Genomic DNA, 7060 nt, shown 5'->3' on the forward strand with positions numbered 1-7060 from the left:
TCCACGCTGAGCCTCGGCGCGTTGCGCGCCTCATAAGCTGTGTTCCAGTTCCTGCCAGCTGCGCCTCTTCCCTCGGCCAACCCGCGCCAGATAAGCGAGATAAGACATGATCATCAAAACCATGACCGCGGCACTCACCGTTATCGCTGCCACCACCGGGGTGGTTTCTTCTTCAAACGCAAAGGAAGGCATCGTTCGGGTTGCGGTTTACCGCGGGCCGGCCAGTTGCGAGGATTGTTCTGAAACGATGCGTCAATCGATTATGGCGCTCGGACCTGAGTATCGGGTCGATTACGTCGGCGCGAAGGAGCGGATCGATATTCGCGACGAGACGCTTTCAAAATATGACATATACGTCCAGCCGGGCGGGGGACAGGATATTCCAGCCGCATTTGAAAGCCTTGGTGATCAACGGGTTGAGGCCATCCGCAGGTTTGTTAAGGCAGGAGGCGGCTTTTTCGGCTCGTGCATGGGAGCCTATCTCGCAAGCGGTTCGGGCATAGGATTGATCGATGACGAGCTGGAATCCGAGGTCGGGCGGCCCGGCTTTCCGGTAAATTCGATCATAAGCACGGCGGTGTCGACAAGGTGGAGCGGTAAAGAACAGACCGTCTTCTTTCAGGACGGGCCGTATATGCCTGAGCCGAAAGACCGCAGCGGGTTCAAGAAGATTGCTACGTATCAGAATGGCGATATTGCCGCTGCTCGTTACCGTTTCGGCAAAGGTGTCGTCGTGCTGACGGGGCCTCATCCGGAGGCGGATACATCGTGGTTTCGGGAAGCAGGCATACCAATCAGCAAGATGCCGGATCAAAGCGTGTTCCGCTCCGTTATGGGCGAGCTTCACAAATGATGTGGGCCGTATCGTGGAGGATACCCTGCGAGGCAGGATGGCGATCTACCGGTGATGTTGGCCTGATGGCACGTTAGGCCCTCTGCGCCCTGTAAACGTCTCGATACCGGCCTCTTGTGCGGATCGGCTATTCCTCTTCAAAGCCGCTCTGCGCGTGCGAGATCGTCTTGCAGGTCCCGCTGTCCTTCTCGCCCACCATGCGCTTATCCCGAATGACTGAACCTTTCGCGATGTCGATCTCCCATGCCACCGAGCCTTCATTCAGGCTCGCCTTACCACCGGCAAAGGTGCCCTTTTCCATTCTCTGACTTCCAGAAGCCGGGACATAAACTCCAAATGTCCCGGCGGCTTCGTCGAGAGCGAAATTGAACACCTGAGTGGTTCCCTTCGAAGTTGCAAATTCACAGCTGAGATATGTCGGTGCGGCAAAGGCGACAGAGCTCGAAAAAAGTAGGGCAGCTGCGGCAGATCCGGTTCCTGTGATGACTTTCAATTCCTGATCCTCATTCGAGTATTCTCGTTAGACTAGAAATATTTCAACCGGTCGGCAAAGTAAACGATATAGCGATTTGACCTGTGGCGGTCACGATCGACCAAGGAAGCACGCGTTGCCGGCACGCTGTGAATATTGACGATATATGCTACGCTTTCCATAGTTGCGGAGTGCGAAAGGAAACGTCTTGGCGTCAGGCAGCATTCACGTCAAAGTCAGCGGTGCGCTGCAAGACCATATCCAGCAGCGGATTGGTGATGATGGTTTTTATGAGAATGCGGGCGAATATATTCGAGCGCTTATCGGGCGTGACCTGCAAACCCGTAACGAGGAATGGGATGCCTTGCAAAAGGAACTGGCTCCTGCCATGCGCGCAGATGATAGCGAGTTTATAGCCGTCTCTGCTGAGGATGTAATCGGCCGAAACACGCGTCGCTAGTTAGACGGCTTATTGCGTTTGTACGCCTGCCTACGCCGCATAGGAGTAAAATCTGGCTCGATACCGTGGATGCTGGGCGAAGGGCAGACTGAGACCTATATGCGTGGCTACAACGTACATTCGCATTGCTTCTGCCACAACCACCGCTTCGGCGACATTGGCCGACAACATGCTGCAACAAGCAACTGTACAATTGAAGCCATCGCATTAGGCGAGAAAGTGTCCTGTCCGCCAACCGTCCACGTACTCAACAATATCTTTATCGCGCACCAAGCGTCGAACCGCGTCCAGAACCACCTTGTAATTCTCGCGTTGGTTGCGCACTAATTTACGAAGTATTACGCTCGTCGCCTTTCCTCGGTATTGCGTTAAAGTATGACGCGTCCAAATCTCCTTGATCGCCGAGACTGCCACAGGAATATGCGATCGCATTTCAGCACCCGATTGGCCTAACAGCGCGCAATATAAGTCGAATTCGGCATCGTCCAGTTCCCCGGCACTTAGCATAAGAACTGCTGCTACCAACCGTGTGGTATTTAGGCTGAGGGCCTCTTCTCCAACTCCACTTAGATGAATTGTGCTCCGAACCACCATTTTAGTATCAATCCGGCCAGCGTCCTCTAAATGAAACAACAGAGCCTGAATCCATGCAGTCTGAACGCCGAAAAGCCCCGTAGCCCACTGACGAAGATGAAAATCATCCGACAGCAAGAGGCGGTCTGAGCCATCTGCAGCGAAGATATCGTCGAAGAACCGGCCACCGTCTCGGTTCCGAAACTTTATGATCTCATCGCTCGGGTCGGCCTTTGCAATGGTAGGCAGCAATAAGCAATCGTGTTGCAGCCAGTTCAAGTCTGATCGCAATAACTCGATTCTGGATTTAACTTCTTCTTCAGTGCTGTCAGAGATGACGAGACTGCCATCGCGTACCGCAATTGTGGATGATCGCTTTGTTCCGTCTTCTGCCTCGAAAAAGCTCGATTGCTCGGCTTCTTGAAGCCGTTCAGCGAATATATCGATTGTATTTTGTGTTACGCCGATTTTCCCGAATTCTTCTTCAGTACTCCTCTCTATTCCTAGCCGTCTTAATAGATAACAAGAGACGGGATCAGCAATAATGCCACCCTCACGAGCCCGCTTAAGCGCGGAATCGGCATTGTCTTGGTCAACTTCGAAGCAAGATGAGACTTTAGGAGAAACGTTGCACTCTCGCTTAAGACCAAGAAAAGCATCTATCGGGTCAATTCCAAGGTGGAAACCTAGAATTGATAGCGGATATGATCCATCTTGATACTCTTTTGCTTTCTGATGGGAGTACTCCGCGCGCTGCTGGAGCAGCGCTTTCATTTCATCAAGGCCACCTTCTTGTCCTGGAGCTATGGCTACGGATTTGAAGCCCGCTGCTTCCGGGAACTGTTCTTCAAAGCGTATTACAATATGGTGAAATGCGTCTAAAGCCTTATGTTTTATACTCTTAATTTTCGCAGTCTCTTCATCCTTCGCAAAAGGCCAAATGAAGGTTTCACCTTCCTGCTTCCCCATGGCGGCCTTCGCGATTGGATGATCAAGCGGAATGTTTTCATCCCGAAGTAGAAAAAGCTTTTTATCCTCCTCTAGGATATAGGTTTTACTGCTTCCATCTTCACGCTGTACTTCGAAAGCCGCGTTTGTATCCACTTTTGAGAGGTGTAGGTCATCACTCGTTTCAGGTGGTCTACCAAATGCTAGGACGCTAGAACTTAACGCCATCCATGCCCGATGGTCGTTCCTGTTCTCGCAAAAGAGTTGGTAAGCGTAGGATCTTGCACGATTAATTTCGCCGCAAAACACGAGTAGTTTAACATAATCTCGTTTTTCACTGAGGGTGCCTACTAACTCGTCGTCTTTTAGCTCCGCGACTATGCGACAAACCCGACTTCTATTATTCAGACGTAAGAGGGGTTGAACATACCATTCAAGCGCGCTGATCGACTTATTGTTATTTTCGAACAGCTTCCGGGTGACCGGAACGGCCTTCGAAACTTCTCCGTGCAGATAGCTAGCATTGGCAATGAACTTCCAGCCGAAAACCGAATTTTTTACATCCGGAGCTAGATTTTCAACGATCTCCTTCGCGGTAGTACCTAACCCGCCTCTCACACAAGCATCGCAAAGGGTTTGTAGAGCCGGGCTCTCCTTGCTAAAGCTAACCTTGCCTTCCAGAAGTGCCGTACACTCGCGATAGTATCCCCGCGCCAATAGTTCTTCCGCAGCGCGTAGGATGGTCGAAAAATCCCATTCCTTGGCTTCGCCGAGCGACGCAAGAAGTTTACGATCACTCTCCGTTTTGTCTTTTTCGATTATTGGAAGCTGCTCAATCTCGTCTTGCTCCGAGAGCAATTCAAATACGCGACTATAAGTTGATCGAATTAAGACGAGTTCAAGCGAGGAGGTACTTTCAACGGCTAGCTCTTCTATGGCTTCGTCGGCAGCTGCTCGGTTGGATGAATTTATGGCTATTCGAGCCTTAGTAAGAAGTGCAGTGGTACGCAGCCCAGCTGGTATGGTTTTCTTGAGGGCTTCGTTAACGCGATTGAGGGCTTCGGTATAGTTCCCCATTTTAGCTTCAATTTCCGAAGCCATTACCTGCAGTTCGGGTATTTCGTGGAAAGGTTCGATAAGTTGAAAGGCGTCGTGGTCCTTATCTTCTTGCAAAAACAAAACGCCCCGTATCTGCGCTAAGTCAGGTGCTATCCAAGGGTAGTCGTCAAGCGCCTTGTCTAGTAACTTAGCTGCATCGGCCACGTTACCCGCCAAACGAAGTGCGACCGCAGCATTGTTGGCTTGCGACGGTAAAAGAAGCTTATTGGGCGGCCGACGCTTCAGAGCCGATTCGAGATCATCACGAAGGATGTGGGCGCTCTTCGAAAGCTGGTCGTTGAATGCTTCTGGAACTTTCGCACCAAGAAGAAAAGCTTGGTTCTGTTGAACGTCATCGAGAACGGCTTGGGCCCACATCAAAGCGACGTTCCTATTTGTCGGATGCGCCTCATAAGTGTCGTTGAGCGCTTTGGAATAATCATCTGGTTGAACAACGCGAGTATACTCAAGACTAGCCGCCACGACATCGTGATTGTAAGGCTCTTGAAGTGAATAACCCGAAACATCAAACGCTGCACCAAGTCTTGCCGCTGCGTGAAATGCTATGACCACGGCTAGGCTTTGGTGGTCGCCTTGTTGTTCTATAAGTCCCTTAGCTCGCTCAAAAGCTGCGTCATAATTCCCATCATTTAGGTCAGCAAGTGCTAAGCCCGTCTGCGCTTTTTTGTTGTCGACAGCGTAGGTGTAGGCTTTTCGGAGCGACACAGTCGCGGCCGCCACTTCGCCGATATTTTCCTGAATTATTCCTATATTGAAGTTCAGTCTAAATGCTACATGGCCATCCGCGTACCGCTCGTCTGATCGTAAATTTTCAAGTAATTTCAGAGCGGTTTCGCTATCTCCATCAGTAGCTATTTTCCTATACTCGACAATTCTCTTGATTTCGTCTTTCTCAGCAAAATCTTCACCAGCTGGATTATCGTAAATTTGAGTTTTCTGAGTAGGTCTTGGTATTGCTTGAGCCAACCACTCACGGGTTACATTGTCCCCAGCATCCATATTGAAATGTATGTGCTGCTCGACGCTATTGTTATCTCCACTTATATTTGCGGACTGAACATTAGAGCGATATTTTGGTAAAATAGCCGAGATTAAGGATAAAAGACCCAATTCGATACCAATTACTTGTCTGTGCCGACCTTTGACGACTGGTTAACGGTGTTATTTTGGCCTGAAATTCTTGCATTCTGCTTTGTGTTGATCCTATTCGAGATTGTTTTCCCTGCCCATATAAGACCAAGTAAAGTAATTAAAACTCCTACGATAGTTGCAATCCAAGAAGCCTCTTCAAGCATAATGTTTCTCTTTAATTTTCGCCAAACTCAGGTTCCACTTGTATTCAGTGTCAGCGCTGCAATGGAACAAAGCAATAGACTCTTGCCGCATATATAACCACGCCGTGGGGTTCTTGGCTTTCTAGGCATACTTATCCACAACCTTATGGCGTATTCGGGAAATGAAATTTTTTTTTTGCGTGAGGGTATCAAAGCTTTTTCGGGGAGCTCGTTTCCCGTAGGGTAGTACTGGATATGCGGCGTGTTTTTCTTTCAGCAAGCCTAATGATCATCGTTTGCGAATCGGTACTACAGCATAGGGGCATAGGGCGGGGTAGTAGCGTATGTCCGCGAAGCTTCAGATTTCAAATGGAAAGATGAAGATAATGAACACCATATCAACTGACAATTTTCCGAGTCTCTTTTCCTTTTGGGCTTCTCAATATTTTTACCTCCCCGTTTATCCCCGTCCTCGATCCTTGACCTATAATGCTCCTGTTCTTGGATGAACCGGGAGACATTTCGGTTTAACGATGAATTAGCATCCGGCTTTGAGAGGAGACGTCGCTCTCATGTTTCGGGATATGCCAGTGAGAGTCCTCTGGCAGTGAACGGAGAAGAGATAGATTTGGTTTGTGGTGGGCCTTCTATTTCTCTCAAGATCATTGGCTGAAGGGCTGGCTTTGCTAGGCATTAATCGCTGATGCGGGGCACTGATAAGTGTCTTTATTTCCCCAGGTGGCAATTTTCAGTGCCCCGTTGCAATGCCCATTGAACTGAAAGGCTGATGGGAAAAGAGATGAAGCTCAAGACACGGTCGCAACTGCGTCGCGTGGTAGGAAAGGTGTGTTCAAATGGGTTTCTATGAAACGTACGTTCTTGCAACTCGTGCAGATACAGTCCTGATGAGGCGAAGGGTGGCGAAGATTATGAATCGTCGGTGCAAGAAGCAACATTTACACAACCATAAGAAGAATTCGAATTTGGAAGCCGAGATGAAGAGGCCCTTCGATAGGGAAGGAATCCATAAACATATATTTATATTGATATATATGCAGAAGCATACAAAATATATGCCACGTTGAATTATATATGTATACTTGAAGGCGGATGAAAATCCGCGACCAGAATCTTGCTTTTACGGCCTGCAATTTGCGGATTGCGGGACGATAACGCGTAAATATATGATTTTTATGTTGAAAATGCCGATATGCTGGAGAGAATGATTATGCGCGGAAACTATATGAGTGAGATGGAATTGATTGGTGCGGAGGTCAAGTTTGAGTGATGATCGATCACAATAACAATATCATGATATTGTTATTGTGATCGATCATCACTCAAACTTGACCTCCGCACCA

4 protein-coding genes are annotated in these 7060 nt (G+C 48.9%); 2 read left to right on the forward strand and 2 right to left on the reverse strand.

Features of this window, described 5'->3' with window-relative positions; all coding sequences use genetic code 11:
- Nucleotides 1-106: 106 nt before the first annotated feature.
- Complete coding sequence (locus PL640_RS20850; RefSeq protein WP_271363367.1) at nucleotides 107-853, forward strand: BPL-N domain-containing protein; 747 nt, start codon at nucleotides 107-109, stop codon at nucleotides 851-853.
- Between the two features lie 127 nt (nucleotides 854-980).
- Here the strand turns inward: PL640_RS20850 and PL640_RS20855 are convergent, their stop codons facing one another.
- Complete coding sequence (locus PL640_RS20855; RefSeq protein ID WP_271363368.1) at nucleotides 981-1346, reverse strand: hypothetical protein; 366 nt, start codon at nucleotides 1344-1346, stop codon at nucleotides 981-983.
- Nucleotides 1347-1533: 187 nt separating this feature from the next.
- Here PL640_RS20855 and PL640_RS20860 point away from each other — a divergent pair, with 187 nt between their 5' ends.
- Nucleotides 1534-1785: a ribbon-helix-helix domain-containing protein gene (locus PL640_RS20860; protein WP_271363369.1), complete on the forward strand. Its 252-nt coding sequence runs from the start codon at nucleotides 1534-1536 to the stop codon at nucleotides 1783-1785.
- A gap of 207 nt (nucleotides 1786-1992) precedes the next feature.
- Here PL640_RS20860 and PL640_RS20865 read toward each other — a convergent pair whose 3' ends face one another.
- A complete protein-coding gene (locus tag PL640_RS20865) occupies nucleotides 1993-5424 on the reverse strand; it encodes a PIN domain-containing protein (protein ID WP_271363370.1) in 3432 nt (1143 codons plus the stop codon).
- Between the last annotated feature and the right edge of the window lie 1636 nt (nucleotides 5425-7060).

Source organism: Agrobacterium sp. ST15.16.024, assembly GCF_027956545.1.
Taxonomy (GTDB): domain Bacteria; phylum Pseudomonadota; class Alphaproteobacteria; order Rhizobiales; family Rhizobiaceae; genus Agrobacterium; species Agrobacterium cucumeris.